Genomic DNA, 15087 nt, shown 5'->3' on the forward strand with positions numbered 1-15087 from the left:
TTCACCGACACCAAGCACGGCGCCGACCGCCTGGTGGAGGAACTGCTCGCGAACGGGGTGAAGGCCGCCGCCCTGCACGGCGGCAAGTCCCAGCCCCAGCGCACCCGCACCCTGGAGCAGTTCCGCACCGGCCAGGTCACCGCGCTCGTCGCGACCAACGTCGCCGCTCGCGGCATCCACGTCGACGGGCTCGACCTGGTCGTCAACCTGGACCCGCCGGCCGACCACAAGGACTACCTCCACCGCGGCGGGCGCACCGCCCGCGCGGGGGAGTCCGGCACCGTCGTCACGCTGGTGCTGCCCAACCAGCGCCGCGAGATGGCCCGCATGATGACCACGGCCGCCATCACCCCCGTCACCACCCGGGTCAGCGCCGGGGACGAGGAGCTGGCCCGCATCACCGGCGCCCGCGTGCCCACCGGCATCCCCACCGTGATCGCCAACCCGGTCGTCGAGCGCCCCCGCCGTAGCGCGTCCACGAGCCGCGGCCGCAGCAGCCGCCCCGCCTACGCCGGCGGTGACACCGGCACGGCCGCCGTGGGCCGCGCCGGCCAGGGCTCCTCCGGCCGCCGCCGGGCACCCCGCCGCGTCGCCCTCGCCGCCTAGAAATCAAGCGCGGGCCCGGACCGTGCCCACGGTCCGGGCCCGCTCCCCGGCGGACCCCCCGCCCGCCTTCCCACCGTCGTCAGTGCCCCGACCGCCGCCGGCCCCGGCGGAAACGACACCAAAGGAGTCCGCCGATGACCCTCATCCTGGCCCGCACCGCCACTACCGCCACGGTCCGCGACCTGATGACCCACCCCGAGCTCCAGATCAGCGACGACGTCATGCTCGACGTGGCGATCCACATCCTGCACGGCTCCGGCGCCGACCACCTCCTGGTCCGCGACGACGACGGCGGCTGCGCCGGCCTCCTGACCCGGCGGCACCTCGCCCCGTTCCAGGCCCACTCCCGGACCCCGGTACGCGACATCGTCCTCGACCGCGCCCCGTTCGCCACCCCCGACATGTCCGCCGCCACCGCGGCAGCCGCCATGCGCGCCCGCGGCCTGGACACGTGGCCGGTCGTCGACCACGACGGCCACGCCATCGGCCTGCTCACCCTCTGAACCCGCCCGCCGGCAGTCGCTGCATCCGCCTGGGGACGCTCCGCCTCCGCTCTCGACCCGTCCCCTCGCCCCCGGTAGCCTCCCCTCCTCCAGGCTGTGGACCCACCTGGACGGCGGGGCATCACAGGATCCTGGAATCCTCCTGCGCGGAACGGGCCTCCGCGGGGTCGGGACTCACCCGAAGCACGTGGTTCACTCCGGTACGCCGCAGCAGGGCCGCTACAGGACCGGTCGGGTTCAGCAGCTGGAGTTCCAGGCCCGTTTCGCGCACTTTCCAGTGGGCACGGATGAGCGCATTGAGTCCGCAGGAGTCGCAGAACGCCACCCGGGACATGTCGATCACCAGTTCCCGCAGCACGGAAGACGTGTCCAGGGCGCTGTCCACTGCGGCGTTGAACAGAGGGCCGGTGTCGTGGTCGAGTTCGCCCACCGCGTCGAGCACGCGGCCGTCCGTTCCCGGTCGCAGGCGGATGTCGAAGGCAGTGGGATGATCGAACTCCGCAGGGACGGCCACGCGGTGCTCCTTGCGGCTCCGGTCTGCGCGGGCCGGGGTGCGCCCGCGTTGCGGGCGGCTGACCTGACGGCCCACGTGCGGGGGCGCACCCGTACCGTAGCGACTGGGTGACGCCGCGGACCACCCGCTCAGCGCAAGGCGGACCGCCGACAGGAAGGTCCGGGTGCGGGCAAGACAGGGCAGGGCAATCACATGCTGAACACGGCCTGGGCGATCCGGTCCCCGGGTGCCGGTCCATCGGGCGCAGTGGGAGCGCGGGCCCGGTACGGCCAACGAGAAGTAGGCCACCGGACCCACGCAGCGGGGCACGCGTCATGACCCGGGCAGGACGGTAGTGGATCAACGACCCGGAAGTGAATTCCGGCGGGGAGGAGAGCTGTCGTACCGGGCGGCGTGGAACCAGCCTGCGCCGGTGAGGCGGGTCGTGCGGGTGGGAGTGGCCGGCCGGCGGTCGGAGGGCTGGTATCCGGGGCGGCCTGCGGTGAGCACGTGTCGCTCACCGCGGGCCGGTCTCGTCGGCCTGGTGGGTGGGTCAGGTGTCGGCTGCGGGTTCCTGTCCGGCGTCGCGGCGGAGCTGTTCGTTGATGCGCAGGGCTTCTTCGAGTTGGTCTTCGAGGATGATGATGCGGCAGGCGGCGTCGATGGGGGTGCCCTGGTCGACGAGGTCGCGGGCGCGCATGGCGATCCGTAGCTGGTAGCGGGAGAAGCGGCGGTGTCCGCCGTCCGAGCGCAGGGGGGTGATGAGTCCCTGGTCGCCGAGGGCGCGTAGGAAGCCGGGAGTGGTGCCGGTCATCTCGGCGGCGCGGCCCATGGTGTAGGCGGGGTAGTCGTCGTCGTCGAGGGAGTCGGGGGCATGCGGTCGGATGGCTGTCGTGGTCACTGCACCTCTTCTTGTTGTTGTGTCCGGGGACGCGCTGAGGGGCCCCGGGGCCATTACGGCTCCCGGGGCCCCGAAGGGTTTTACACCATCTACCGACTCTGGGTCGGGTTCCTTATGTCCGCGTCGCCCCGGGGGAGGGGGCGTGCGGGGATCGCGTATGCGTGACCGGAAACCACCGTCCTTGCCTTGGGGTCTTCGGAATCCGCCCGGGCGACTTCCTCACGGGCCGGGCGATCCTGATGGCGCGCTGTCCCTCCATTCATCCTCTGTACTGGCCGGTTCCTGCGAACTGCGGTACGTCCAACTGCGTGGTGATACGACCTGCTCGGTACCGCTCACACGGGTACTGCGGTAGTGCGAACTGCGTGGTAGTGCCAACTACCCGGTACTGCTGCGGCGGTCCCTGACGGTCCCGCCGACTCCGGCAGCCAGCCCCGTTGCCCGTCCTGCTCAACCGCTCGGCTTGGAACCCCACTGCCGGACTCCCAGCGCGCGCGCCCGCAGTCTGGGCGCCTTCACTGGGGTACCGCGTACTGCGACTGCCGGTACTGCCGAACTCAACTTCACCTACGAGTAGTGCACTTGCTGAACTGCGGTACCGCTCGGTGGCGGCCCCTGATGCCTGCGGGCCACCTGGCCCGGCCGCCAGTCCCGTCACCGTCCTGCTGTGGCTCCGGGGCTCCGCTACCGCGCCGCCTTCTTCACGCCCACCTGCCCGGCGTGTCCTGCGTCCTGCTCAACTGCTGGGTACTGCGTACTGCCTTGCTGAACTGCGGTACCGCTGGGTAGCGGCCCCTGATACCTGCGGGCCGCCCGGCCCGGCCACCGGTCCCGTCGCCTAACTGCACCATCCTGGCTTCAGGACCCTGCAACCGTGCCGACCTGCGAATTTCTGAACTGCTGTCCGCCAGTTCGTGTCTGGCGGGTACCGCTTGACTGCTCTCTACGGGAGAAACACTAGCCACGGTGCGCGGCAATGTCTACTCCCGCGGGAACAGATTTTTCGGTGCCGGTCGGATAGGTATTCTTCGCCCCGCACGGGGCTGGGCTGCCGGTCGCCGCAGCCGTGCTGTGAGGAGGACGCCGCGTCCGGCGGCCAGGGATCACGAGTGAGCGGGAGGCGAAGGGTGGAGGGGCCGCAGGACGCGCGGCAGGCGCGCACCCCAGACCCCCACGCCCAGGCGGCGCTGGCGACGGCCATCGCCGAAGCCGTGCGCGACCGGGACGAGCGGGTCCTGCGCCGATTGCTGGCCCGCTTCGCCGAACAGGCCGCCATCACGGACCTGCCTGCCCTGCGCGACGCCCTCGACACCACAGCGACCGCCTGCCGGAGGCCCGATAGGATCGCGCCGGCCCGCGCCACTGCCGGATCAGAAGGCACGGGTGGCGGCATCACAGGTCAGGCACAAGTACCCGGCCCAGCGCGGCGAATACCACCCCTGCCCTGGCCGCTGTGGGCTCCACCGGTCGACCCACCATGGCCGCGGTGCCCATGCCGCACACGGTGAGCGCCCCCAGGCCGCCGGGTGCATCCGGATCCGAGGGTGCGGCATGGACCGCGTCCTTTGCGATCGCGGCGGCCAGCTCGCAGTCCTCGGCGTTGTTCCTTGAGGAGGGCAGGTCGCCTGCATCGAGTAGTCATGAGCTTCCGTCGTCTCCAACTGCTTTAGTAGGAACGAGGATTGAAGATGCAGAACGGGCTTTGGGTAGAATGACAGCCTGTTCGACGGGCTGAGGGGTTCAATCAGAGATTCGGCCTGGTCCACGTCGACTTCGAGACGCAGGTGCGCACGCCCAAGGGCTCGTACGCCTGGTACCGCGACCTGATCGCGGCCCATCGGTCGCGGTACGGGAGGTAGCCTGCGGCCGTCCTGGGGGAGGCGACGCGGGGGCAGGCCCGTGCGCCGATCCCCTGGCTGCAGCCCTGGGCCCGAAGCGCGTACTGCTCATGATCACAGCACCGGCCGGCCGGAGACCCCGGGTGGCTCGCCGCCGGATGAACGCCGGACGGGGGTGCGGCCGTTCTCGTCGACAGAAATGGTGGTGATGGCCGGCAGCGGTGCTGGCATCCTGGGGGCATGAGGGGGGAGCAGGGGATGCGCGCACTGATCGGGTCCTGGCTGGCGGCGGAGGAGGTCCCGGAGCCGTCCGGGGTCGGAGCCTGCGTGGACGAGGACGAGCACGGCGGCGCGCTGCCGGTGCCGTCCGCCACCGCCGCCGAGGTCGCCGAGGCGGCGCGCCGACTGGCCCTGCGCGAGTTCGACGGGTCGACGGCGGAGGCGCCCCCCGCGCTGAGCGCGCTGGCCGAGGCGCTGGTGGTCGACGAGCACCCGTCCGCCGCGCAGTGGATGGCCCCGGAACGGGCCGACGCGGTGCGGTGGGTGGCGCTGCTGGTCCACCGCTTCGGCGAGGACGGCGTCCAGGAGCTGGTGGCCGAGCTGTCACGCTGAACCGGCGCATGTCGGGCGGCGCGGCCCGCGCCCCGAGCCGGCCCGCGCCACGAGCCGGGCTGAACCCCGGATGTCCGGCGGTCCGTCGAGCAGGTAGCGGGGCCGGACCGTCCGCCCCGCGCGGACTCGGGGAGGCAGTCTTGCTGCGGATGAGCGGAGCGTGGCGGATCACGGTGCTCGGCACCGACACCGGGCAGGAGCGGCGCGTGGTCGCCCGCACCCCTCGCGGCACCTTGATCCTGCCCGGCCGGGTCGATGCGGTCCTGGACGTCCCCGCCGCCGCCGAATGGCACCTGACGCCGGAACACCTCGCCCCCGGCGCGGGCTGGCAGCCGTCCCCCTGGCAGGACACCGGGGCCGGAACCGTCCGCAGCCACGGCCTCTCCCTGCACCTCTACCGCCTCGACACCCCGACCAGGTTCGCCCCGCCACCGCCGCCGGCCGCCAGACCCGTGGTGCGGACCTCCAGCGATTCGACGCCCGGTGGCGGCGGAGGCGGTGCTGCGCAGCGCTGGGGTCGGGAGCCGGAGACGGGGGCGCTCGACGGCGGGCGTCGGGAGGAATGGGAGCGGGCGGAGTGGCAGGAGGCCCCGGCCACGGGGGCGGTGCACCGGCGGCCTGAGCAGCCCCCGGTCCCCGAGGGCTGGGAGTTGGCCCCGGTACCGGAGTCGATGCTCGGACCGGGGGAGGTCCGGGCGATCCGCCCGAAGCAGGGCCGGGCCCTCGGCCCGATGCGCGGCGTGGAGGCACGGCCGGCCACTCCGGCGCGGCAGGCCACCGGGCAGGAGACCGTCCTCGACGCCTTGGCCGGGCACGACGCGGGCGCTGGGTCGGCACCGCGCCGTGCGCCCGCGTTCCGGAAGGCGGAACACGATGCCCCGGAGCCGGGGGAGCGCCGGACGCCCGCGCTCTGGGACGTCGAGGACGACGAGTCCGAAACGGCCGACGTTCGGCCGGGACGGGAGGCCCCCGGTGCGCGGCGCACCGCGAACAGCGGCCCCGTGGAGCCCGGCTGGCGGAGGGCGGCGCGCGGTGTACTTCCGGCGGCCGGTCGCCTGTCGGCGTCGGAGGAGGCCACGGGGCCGACGGCGCGCACCGTCGGGACTGGCCGCTCGGAGGCCTGAGGGGCGGGCCCGCTGGGGCGGAGTGGTGGGCCGAGCGGTGTGCCGCCGGAGCGACGCCGGCCACAACGTGGCGCGCCGTGGCCGTCCGGCTCCGTGGACCGGCGGCCCCGCAGGCTTGCCGCTGGCAGGGCGTCAGTACGACTGTGCCGCGGAGATGATGACCCGGGCGGGGGATCGATCCTGCCTGATGCCTGCCGCCCGACCGTGGGGGCCGGGGGTAACTCGTTGACGCAACGTCAACACACTTGTGTCGCCATCATGTTGAGCCCGGTATGGGGCTGATCCTGTCCGGGGAGCCGTCGCAAGCCAGGTCGGGACTACCCGGGGTCCGGTGCGGGGCAGAGTTCCACTCCCGGCGTGAGGTGGAAGCGCCCGGGGTGTTCGATCGTCCGGCGTTCGGCCGTGCTCAGCCGGTCGCGGCGGTCCAGCCAGGAGTGCAGACGGGTCAGGGCGTCGCGGTCGCGCCCGGCCGGATCGGCGTCCGTGCCGCCGGACTCGCGCAGCAGCACCCGTGCGGGCCCGTCTGCCGGGTCGGCGGTCGGCAGCACCTCGAGGACGGTGAACGCGGTGGCCGGGGGGAAGGTGGCCCGGGTCTCCTCCGGGCCGACCGCGAACGCGGAGGTGCGTCGGCCGGTGACCGACCAGATCACGAACTCCACCGGAGAGCCCGGCAGTTCGGCGGCGGCTGTGGTCAGGCCGGTGACCGGGCCCGGCTCGGTCAGCTGCTGCCCCACCCGGTACTGCGCCAGTAGGTCGTCCCGATCCGACCCGGGTGGGGCCGTGAGCAGGACCGCGCCGTGGTGGCTCGGCAGCCGACGCAGCCCGGAGCCCAGGCAGCGCAGGAACGGCGCGAGCCGGGGGTCGCCGGAGCGGGCCGCCGCGACCAGTTCGTCCCGGTCGGCCGGAACGCCTGCGTCGGTGTGGTGCAGCAGGACGGCCACCAGGTCCGGTTTGATGTCGTCCCCGGTGGTGAACCGCAGGCCGGGAAGCCGGGTCCAAAGCTGTTCCACCCCGCCCGAGCACCGGCGGTAGTACTCGCCGAGCAGCGCCCGGACGGCCTCCCGGTCCTCGACGGTGCTGACCCCGGTGGGTGCGGGTGCGGAAAGGCCCTCGGACCGGAGCAGACGCGGCACGGACTTGCCTGACGCGGAAGCGCCCGGGGTGTCCCCGAGCGGGGGCGCGGACACCGGGTCGGGCCGGGGTCGTGCGCCGGGCTCGGGCTGCTCGTCGGTCGGGGGAACAGGGACGGTGTCGGGCGGGGGGATTGACGGCGCGTCGGTCCGCGGGGGCGAGGATGCCGGTGGCGCTCCGGTCCACGAGGACTCCGCCGGGGCGCCGTCCGGGGCGTCGGCCGGTCGGGCCGGTTCGGCGGCCGGCCGTGACGGTGTGCCTGCGGAGGCGGTCGCGGTGGGCTCCCCGGTCTCCGGCGCGGACGAGGCGCCGAGGGCGGGGAGGTAGGGGAGGTCGGGGCCGCCGGAGGCCGTGGGGCGGGCGGTCGGGCCGATCGGTGCGACGGCCTCGGGTCCGGTCGCAGCGGAGGTGGAGGTCCGGACGGTCGGGGCCGTGGCCGGCGGGGGCACGGGCCGCTGGTGGTTCCGGACGGGCGGTGGCGGCGGGGCGACGGCGCCGTAGCGGACGGGCACGGGGCGCGGCGGGGCGCCGACGGGCTGTTCGGGGCCGAGCCAGTCGAGGTCGTGGGTGCGGGCGACGAAGCGCGCGACGGGGACGGCGGCCGGTTCGAGCAGGCCGTGGACGAGCAGGCCGAAGCCGTGCACCCCGACGGCGGGGAGCCGGTCGAGGAGGCAGCCGAGTTCCTCGAACACGTCCGGGGCGACCGGGCGGTCGCGTTCGCCGACGATCAGCAGCGGACGGGTCGCCTCGGGCCGGCGGAACCGCGGAGTCAGCACGTGCGGCGGTTCGGGTCGCAGCCAGAGGCCGGCCGGGACGGCCTCCAGCGCCCAGTGCGGGAACGCGGCGAAGACGGCCGGCCGTTCGGTGCGCCAGTCGGCGCCGCCGTTGTGCCAGGCGACGGGGGCGACGGCGTCGCCGGGAACGGCGGCGAGCTGCAGCAGGAACGGCTCCCAGCGGGGGTGCCCGTGGGCATCCAGGACGCGCGAGGAGGGACCGGTCGACCCGGCCATGGGCACCCCGATCGAGGCGTGCACGGGCCGGTCCAGGCGGGTGGTGAGCGCGGCGGTGAGCGCGGCGAGTTCGTCGGGGGCCGCCCACGGTGCGCTGACCACCAGCCGGTCGGGGGCGACGGGCAGCGCGGTGACGGCGGCGACGAAGTCCTCGGGCAGCAGGACGGGCGCGGCGGGCGTACCGACCACCAGGACGGTGCTGCCGAGCGGACCGGCGGCCATCGCGAGTCCGGGCAGCGGGCCGGGGGCGGGGGCCGCGACGTGCGTGAGCCAGTACCCTGCGGGCAGCCTTCGCACCCGGACGGTCGGCGGGACGGAGGACCGGAGCGCAGGGACCGCGGTGGGCACGAGGGCCGCCCGGCGGGCGCGGCGGGGGGCGGCGTCGGGGGCGCAGTACCACCAGGAGGCGGGTCCGGACGCGCCGTCCGGGGCGAGCACGTCGAGGTCGCCGTCGGGGGTGATCTCCACCAGGCCGTCGGGGGCGATCACCGGAAGCCCGGCCCGGGCGGCGACCACCTCGGCGGGGCGGCGGCCGTTCGGGGCGCGCGCGGCCAGGCCGGACGCGGCCAGCACCAGGACGTTCGCGCCGCGAGCGCGGGCGAGGTCGCCGAGCTCGCCCATCCGGTCGCGCAGCACGGGCGCGGCGTCGGCGGCGGCGGCCACCACCACCAGGCTGTCCGGGATCGGCCGCAGGACCCCGACCGCCGCCCACAGGCCGTCGTAGTTGGCCGAGGCCGGGGCGATCACGACGTGCGGCCCCAGCTCCCGCAGCTCGGAGCGGTGCGCCAGCCCGGCGGGTTCCGGCCGCGCGACCTCGGACGCCGGGCCGGTCCCGGCGGGCAGCGCGGCGGCCGCCCCGCGTCGACGGACGAACCGTCGGCGGGGCGGGTCGGGCTGCGGGGCGTCGCCGGTGGCGGAGCCGGAACGGAAGGCACTCATCGCCGGGTTCTACGGCCCCCGGCCGCCCCAGGGTTCACCGGGCCCGCCCGGGCCGGTGCCTTCGGGCCCGGTGAACCGTGCGGCGCCCACGGCCCGTGACACAGGAGAGGACGTGCAGGACGCGCGTCCGGTGAAGCCGAGAACGCGCCCCGTGAGCCGGGAAGGAACCGGATGCAGTCCCGTCGTGACCAGGTGCAGGCGCACATGTTCGTGCTCAGCAGGATGGCCTCGGGCATGCTGCGCGCGGAACCCGACGCGCCGGACACCCCCAACGGGCGGACCGTCCGGGGCACCATGACGGGGCTGGCACTGGCGGTGCTGGCCGGACTGGGAATCGCCGTGTACGGCATGATCAGCCCCGGGGGCAACGACAGTTGGGCCACACCCGGCACCCTCGTGGTGGTCGAGGAGACCGGTGCCCGCTACCTCTACGTCGGTGGACAGTTGCACCCGGTGCTGAACGACGCCAGTGCCCGACTGGTGGCCGGCGACCGGATGGCGGTGCGTCAGGTCAGCCGGAGCTCGCTCGCGGACGCCCCGCGCGGCGCGCCGATCGGAATCGTCGGCGCCCCCGACGGCCTGCCGCAGGCGGCCGACCTGGCGGGGGGCGTCTGGCTGGTCTGCGGCACCGCCCGGCCGGGCCCGTCCGGCACGCCGGTTCCCCGGCTGGGCCTCGTGGTGGACCCTTCCGCCGAGGGGCGGGTCCTGACCAGGGACCAGGGGCTGCTGGTCTCCCTGCCGGACGGTTCCGTGCATCTGCTCTGGCAGGGCCAGCAGTTGCGGGTCGACACCGGGAACCAGGCACTGCAGGCGCTCGGCTACGGGGGATCGACCCCCCTGCCCGTCCGGCCCGGCCTGCTGGACGCGTTGCCCGCCGGGCCGGACCTCGCCGCACCGCCCGTCCCGGGACGGGGCGAGGCGGGGCCCACGCTGGGCGGGAAGCCGACCAGGGTCGGCCAGCTCTTCGACGGGCCCGGCGGCGCGCACTACCTGCTCACCCGGGGCGGTCTCGTGCCGCTCACCCCGACTCTGTACGGGCTGGTGCTCGGCGACCTGCTGACCCAGAAGGACGCCTACGGCAGCACCCCGCCGATCGCCGCGCCGATCGGCGCGATGGACCTCGCCGGGCACACCGCGCCCGGCGCCCCGCCGGGCGCCGGCCTCCCGGAACGGCCACCCGCCCTGGTGGTGCCGCAGCGGGGGGAAGGCGTCTGTGCCGATCTGCACGCCGGGAACGGATCGCCCACGACCACCGTCACCGTGCTCCCCGCCGACCAGGCCGAAGCGGGCCGCGCCCCGGCCGCTCCGGCCGGCACGCCGGCGGGCGCCTGCGCGACCGCGGACCTGATCGCCGTCCGGCCCGGCCGCGGAGCCCTGGTCCGGGCGCTGTCCGGTGCCGGCGTCGGCACCGCGGAGTACCTGGTCACCGAGACCGGGGTGCGCTATCCGCTGCCGTCGTCGGCCGCGGCGAAGCAGCTCGGCTATGGCGGCCTCACCCCGGTCGGGGTGCCCTCGACGGTGCTCGGGCTGCTGCCGTCCGGACCCGGCCTCGACCCGGCCGCCCTCGGTGACGGCACGGGCGCCTCGCCGCCCGCCGCGGCCGCGCCGCGGGCCGTTCTTCCGTGCGGCTGAACCACCCTGTGCCGCAGGGCCGTTGTGTTGAACAGGAATCCCCGCCGGGCGGTCCGTCCGGCGAGCGCAGGGAAGGGAGAACACCATGGTTGACCAGGGCACCTTGGCCAAGGAGGACGAGGCGATCCGCAAGGTCCTCGCCGACCTGGAGCACCAGATCGAGAACATGGTGACCGCCGGCCGTACCGTCGAGCGGATCAAGGAGGAGCTGGGCGCGGGTTACATCTCCGGCGCCTCGAGCGTGTTCCAGAGCAGGGTGGAGGACTGGATGGCCCGCTACCAGAAGGTCACTGGTGCCTTCGAGCACTTCATGCAGTCCACCCAGGGCGCGAACCAGATCCTGAACCAGGCCGAGGAGGACGCCCGGGCCCACGCCGCCGACGGCATCTTCCTGGGCCTGCAGGGCGACTGAGACCACCACCTAGGAAGGAGAACCGTTTCCCATGGAATTCGGCAGCATCAAGCTCCACCACGAGACCGTCTCGCAGGCGGCGACCGAACTGAAGCAGGCGGGCCAGATGATGGACGAAAGCCTGCACGAGCTCATCAGGAAACTGGGGGACGTGATCGACGGCGGCCACTTCCAGGGTGCCGCGGCCACTGCTTTCCACGACTTCTCCGCGCAGGTCACCGCCAACGCGGGCGCGATGGACAAGGACATCACCGCCGCGGCGAACACGCTCACCAACATGCACCAGATCATGATCGAGTCGGACGACCAGGCCCGGAAGCAGTTCCACTGACGGATCGGGGTGTCCATCCATGGTCGAGCAGAACATCGAGGTCTCGTTCGACGGCCTCAACAAGTTCGCGGACACGCTGTACACGTTCGAAGTGGACGTGAAGAGCGAGAAGAGCAAGGTCATCGAATGCCCGGCCCTCCTGCCGGGGAACGACACCTTCATCCCGGTCGCGAACCTGCGGGAACAGATCAAGCAGTACCGCGCCAGCCTGGGCGACGCACTGGAGACCATCAGGGGGAGCGTCGACAAGATCGTCGTCGACCTCCAGAACGCGAAGGCGAAGCTCTGGGACGGGGAGGGCGACTCCCTGACCGAAGCCCAGATGCTCGATGTCCTGCAGGACGTGCTGGGCGGCGGCACGGGCTCCACTTCCGCTCCGCCGAAACTCAGCTGACCACCACCGGGGCCGGGCCCGCCGGAGCCTGCGCCCGGCCCCGGCGGGCAGCCCGTCCTCCACAGCCGGGAAGAGAAGATGGCAGATCCCAAGACGTCCTCCGTGTCCTACCCCTGGGAGGACATGGTGAAGGCGTTCGCGCCCACCTCGCTGACCGACAGCGCCACCCGCGACGACGTGGTCGGCGAGCCGTGGCTCGGCAGTCTGAACGTCCAGACGGACTGGGTGGGCAACAACAACAGTCGCAAGACCAAAGGGTTCGACCTGAAGGACAACGCCGGTCTCGACATGTGGGCCGAATGGACCTACAGCGACGGCAAGAGCACATTGATCGGCGCGACGTACCACTGGGAGCTCTGGGACAAGGACAAGAGCATCCTCAGCAGATTCGAATGGGCCGGGGAGCACGTCTTCAAACCGCTGCTGACCGAGGGACGGAACGACACGACCGATCCGACGTCCTTCGAGTCGGCGGCCGCCCTCATCGAGGGCGTCGACACGTGGTGCACCGCGCGGATCGACGAGATCGTCGCCTGGGCGAAGCACGTGGACGGCGCGGACAGCGACTTCCAGGGCAGCGCGGCGAACCGTTTCAGGGAAGTGCTGATCGGGCTGCGCACCGAGTTCGACCAGCTGCACCGGCGGCTGGGCGGGTCCGGAGCCGACGGTGACGGCAAGGCCGCCAAGGAGACCAAGAACGACAACGCGGAGAAACTGCGCGCGGCCGAGAGCGCGCTGCGCAAGGCGGCGCAGGACCTCTTCACCGCCTGGCAGAGCTGGCAGGGCGAATCGACGTACGGAGAATTCGGCGACGGCTGGACGTACAAGGCCGACAATTACGGGATGGCCTGGCCGCACGCGTGCCTCCACATGGCCTTCATCTGGACGACGCTGGCGCTGTCGCCGACCAAGGGCACCGGCGACGTCGTCACCTGGTCGGGCTCGACGGACTCCGTGGGCTATCTGGGGGGTGCGAGCGGTTGGCCGGAGAGCGGTACGGACAAGCCGTTCGCCCAGAACCTGGAGAAGATGGCGAAGCACTGGTGGCTGCTCAACGTGGTCACCACGCTGGACTCGGCGGCCATGACCGCCCAGACCGAGCTGACGACCGCCTACGACACCGCGGCCGCCCGGCTCGGGAAGTTCGATCCGCCCAGGATGATCCTGCCCACCGACAAGCCGAACACCCCGGACACCAAGGGCGGGCCGGACACCAAGGGCGGCCCGGACACGAAGGGCGGCCCGGACCTCAAGGACGGCCCGAACAGCAAGAAGGACATCGGCGGCGGGACCCCGCCCCCGCTCACCGGAAACCACAGCGGTATCGGTGGCAACTCCGGCAAGGGCGGCATCGGTACCGGCGGGGGACAGTCGCCGCTGCTGGACAAAAACGGCAAGCCGCTCCTCGACAAGCACGGCAAGCCGCTGCTCGTGCCGCCCGGCACCACGGTCAACGGCAAGGGCGAGCTCATCGGGCCCGACGGCAAACCGCTGCTCGGCCCGGACGGCAAGCCCCGGACCGTCCCGCCGGGCACCACCGTCGGGAAGCCGGACCCGACCGGTGCCGGGAGCGTCTTCAAGGTCCCGGCCGGTTCCAAGGTCAACGCGGACGGGACCGTCACCGGCCCGGACGGGAAACCGGTGCTGGACGCCAACGGCAATCCCGTGGTGCTCGACAAGGGTTCGACCGTCGACAAGGACGGCACCGTCCGGGACGCCGGCGGCCGGACGGTCTCGCCGTTCTCCCAGCTGCTGTCGGACCAGGAGCACGCGCTCGGCCTCCGCGGCGGCGGTGGGTCCACCGGCGGGTCCGGTACGGGCGGTCTCACCGTCCCGCCGCTGACGTGGGGCGGCTCCGACAGCCTGGGCATCGGTTCCACCGGCTCCCTCGGAGGCCTCGGCGGCTCCGGTGGCAAGGGGCTCGGCTCCCTCACCGCCGGGCCGCCCACGGTCGGCTCGGGCGGTCGGCTCGCGGAGCTGAACGGCGGTTCGGCCACCGGGGCCCTGGCCCAGGAGGAAGCGGCCGCGCAACAGGCCGCCGAGGAGTCCCAGTTGCTGGGCCGCGGGATCTCGACCACCGGCGGTATGGGCGGCCCGATGATGCCCCCGATGGGCATGGGCGGACTCGGCGGCGCCGGGGCGGGCCAGACGGAGAAGGAGCGGCAGCGCACCACCTGGCTGACCGAGGACGAAGAGGTCTGGGGCACCGACTCCGGTGCGGTGACGGGCGTCATCGGCCGCTGAGCGGAGCACCGCCGGCTTCCCCGGGCCGGCATCGAACCCGCGGGTCCCGTCCAGCCGTAGAGAGAACCGTACAGCCCAATGGACCGGTGGTCCCGGGCCCGGCGCCGCCGGGCCCGGGGCGTGCCCGCGGGAAGAGACGGAGGTGCGGGCCGATGGAGTTGTCCTTCGCCGAGCAGATCGAGCAGACGATGGCCGCGCTGGAGAAGCAGCAGGCCAAGATGGCCGCGGTGGCCAAGGAACTGGAGGCGGCGACCGCCTCGGCGACCTCCAAGGACCGGTTGGTCACCGCGGTGGTGGGCGCCCAGGGACAGGTGGTGTCGCTGACCTTCCACACCACCGGCTACCGCTCGATGGCGCCGGCCGAACTCGCCAAGGCTGTCACCGACGTGCTCAACACGGCGCGCGCCGACCTCGGCGACCGGGTGGCCGCGACGATGGGCGAGTTCCAGGGCCTGGGCGAGACGCTGGCGGCCTCGATGACCGGCGGCACGGAGCTGGAGTCGCTGTTCGCCCCGCTGCGGCAGATGCGGCCCGGCTTCGCGGACGAGGAGGCGGCCGCGGAGCGGCGCAGGCGCGACCGGCAGGAGGAGTTCCGTGGGTGAGCAGCTGACCTCGCTGGAAGACCTGAAGGCCAAGTTCGGCAAGTACCCGGAGCTGGCCGACCTGTTCAAGGAGATCGAGGCCAAGATCCGGGAGATCAACGAGTACAACAAGAACTCGGCGGGCCACGACGAGCTCGGCAAGACCTACCACGAGAACGTCGACGAGCCCACCGCCACCATCACCGAGCTGCTCAAGAAGGTGTGGCATGCCGTCGAGAACGCCGGCCAGGGCGGGACGAACACCGCCGACATCCTGAACAACGGCGACGACCAGGCCGCGCACCTGCCCTGACGAGTCGTCAGCCAAGTCCACCC

14 protein-coding genes and 1 pseudogene are annotated in these 15087 nt (G+C 73.2%); 12 read left to right on the forward strand and 3 right to left on the reverse strand.

Annotated features, from left to right (window positions below):
- Together AB0D08_RS05240 and AB0D08_RS05245 are read left to right on the forward strand one after the other, a co-directional pair.
- A partial coding sequence (locus AB0D08_RS05240) for a helicase-related protein (protein WP_359886263.1) occupies nt 1-606 on the forward strand: 606 nt, incomplete at its 5' end.
- A 134-nt stretch (nt 607-740) separates the two neighbouring features.
- Nucleotides 741-1109, forward strand: coding sequence for a CBS domain-containing protein (locus AB0D08_RS05245; protein WP_359886264.1), 369 nt, complete (start codon nt 741-743; stop codon nt 1107-1109).
- Nucleotides 1110-1230: 121 nt separating this feature from the next.
- Here AB0D08_RS05245 and AB0D08_RS05250 read toward each other — a convergent pair whose 3' ends face one another.
- Complete coding sequence (locus tag AB0D08_RS05250) at nt 1231-1623, reverse strand: STAS domain-containing protein (protein ID WP_051813926.1); 393 nt, start codon at nt 1621-1623, stop codon at nt 1231-1233.
- A gap of 532 nt (nt 1624-2155) precedes the next feature.
- On the reverse strand, nt 2156-2503 hold the full coding sequence (locus tag AB0D08_RS05255; protein ID WP_233289298.1) for a helix-turn-helix domain-containing protein: 348 nt from the start codon (nt 2501-2503) through the stop codon (nt 2156-2158).
- A 1730-nt stretch (nt 2504-4233) separates the two neighbouring features.
- Between AB0D08_RS05255 and AB0D08_RS05260 the strand changes: the two are divergent.
- From AB0D08_RS05260 to AB0D08_RS05270, 3 genes and pseudogenes are all read left to right on the forward strand, one after another.
- Nucleotides 4234-4362: pseudogene (locus tag AB0D08_RS05260) on the forward strand (family 1 glycosylhydrolase); the annotation flags it as partial.
- Nucleotides 4363-4581: 219 nt separating this feature from the next.
- On the forward strand, nt 4582-4953 hold the full coding sequence (locus AB0D08_RS05265; RefSeq protein ID WP_359886265.1) for a hypothetical protein: 372 nt from the start codon (nt 4582-4584) through the stop codon (nt 4951-4953).
- A 149-nt stretch (nt 4954-5102) separates the two neighbouring features.
- Nucleotides 5103-6077 carry a hypothetical protein gene (locus AB0D08_RS05270; protein ID WP_359886266.1) on the forward strand — a complete coding sequence of 325 codons (975 nt, stop codon included), beginning with the start codon at nt 5103-5105 and terminating at the stop codon, nt 6075-6077.
- Nucleotides 6078-6394: 317 nt separating this feature from the next.
- Here AB0D08_RS05270 and AB0D08_RS05275 read toward each other — a convergent pair whose 3' ends face one another.
- A complete protein-coding gene (locus AB0D08_RS05275) occupies nt 6395-9157 on the reverse strand; it encodes a hypothetical protein (protein ID WP_359886267.1) in 2763 nt (920 codons plus the stop codon).
- A gap of 171 nt (nt 9158-9328) precedes the next feature.
- On the opposite strand from AB0D08_RS05275, the gene eccB reads away from it, so the two are divergent.
- The 7 genes from eccB to AB0D08_RS05310 all read left to right on the forward strand — a co-directional run bounded on the left by eccB (nt 9329) and on the right by AB0D08_RS05310 (nt 15064).
- The gene (gene eccB / locus AB0D08_RS05280; protein WP_359886268.1) at nt 9329-10789 is read left to right on the forward strand and encodes a type VII secretion protein EccB; all 1461 of its coding nucleotides are present in this window, start codon (nt 9329-9331) and stop codon (nt 10787-10789) included.
- Nucleotides 10790-10874: 85 nt separating this feature from the next.
- Nucleotides 10875-11201, forward strand: a complete 327-nt coding sequence (locus tag AB0D08_RS05285; protein ID WP_033824552.1) for a hypothetical protein — start codon at nt 10875-10877, stop codon at nt 11199-11201.
- A gap of 31 nt (nt 11202-11232) precedes the next feature.
- Nucleotides 11233-11532: a WXG100 family type VII secretion target gene (locus tag AB0D08_RS05290; protein WP_033824551.1), complete on the forward strand. Its 300-nt coding sequence runs from the start codon at nt 11233-11235 to the stop codon at nt 11530-11532.
- Between the two features lie 19 nt (nt 11533-11551).
- The gene (locus AB0D08_RS05295) at nt 11552-11926 is read left to right on the forward strand and encodes a hypothetical protein (RefSeq protein WP_033824550.1); all 375 of its coding nucleotides are present in this window, start codon (nt 11552-11554) and stop codon (nt 11924-11926) included.
- Between the two features lie 78 nt (nt 11927-12004).
- The gene (locus AB0D08_RS05300) at nt 12005-14170 is read left to right on the forward strand and encodes a hypothetical protein (protein WP_033824549.1); all 2166 of its coding nucleotides are present in this window, start codon (nt 12005-12007) and stop codon (nt 14168-14170) included.
- A gap of 152 nt (nt 14171-14322) precedes the next feature.
- The gene (locus tag AB0D08_RS05305) at nt 14323-14772 is read left to right on the forward strand and encodes a YbaB/EbfC family nucleoid-associated protein (protein ID WP_359886269.1); all 450 of its coding nucleotides are present in this window, start codon (nt 14323-14325) and stop codon (nt 14770-14772) included.
- Nucleotides 14765-15064, forward strand: a complete 300-nt coding sequence (locus tag AB0D08_RS05310) for a hypothetical protein (protein ID WP_033824548.1) — start codon at nt 14765-14767, stop codon at nt 15062-15064. Before AB0D08_RS05305 ends, AB0D08_RS05310 begins: the two co-directional genes overlap by 8 nt.
- Nucleotides 15065-15087 lie beyond the last annotated feature (23 nt).

The organism is Kitasatospora sp. NPDC048540 (genome assembly GCF_040651175.1).
Taxonomy (GTDB): Bacteria; Actinomycetota; Actinomycetes; order Streptomycetales; family Streptomycetaceae; genus Kitasatospora.